The sequence below is a fragment of the Bacillus sp. LB7 genome (genome assembly GCF_030449715.1).
In the GTDB taxonomy this organism is placed as follows: Bacteria; Bacillota; Bacilli; order Bacillales; family Bacillaceae; genus Bacillus; species Bacillus paralicheniformis.
The window spans coordinates 1-202 of sequence record NZ_JASGCA010000084.1; the positions used below are offsets into that span (position 1 = coordinate 1).

Genomic DNA, 202 nt, shown 5'->3' on the forward strand with positions numbered 1-202 from the left:
CGCTTAAATCGATTGTTTAAAATCTTAACTTCGCCCCATTTAAACGTTCTTACCCCTGCAAAGCCACAGTCTTCAATCGTATTGTCAAAGATTGTGATGTTTTTTTGGAAAATATCATAAACAGAATAGTGATTTCCTATCGCAGAACCCCAGCCGCCCAACAGCTCAGATTTACCAAAATGATTATGGGCGATATAAACGT

At 38.1% G+C, this 202-nt stretch carries 1 pseudogene; it reads right to left on the reverse strand.

Annotated elements, in window-relative coordinates:
• Positions 1-202, reverse strand: a pseudogene (locus QMZ64_RS23150) (right-handed parallel beta-helix repeat-containing protein); the annotation flags it as partial.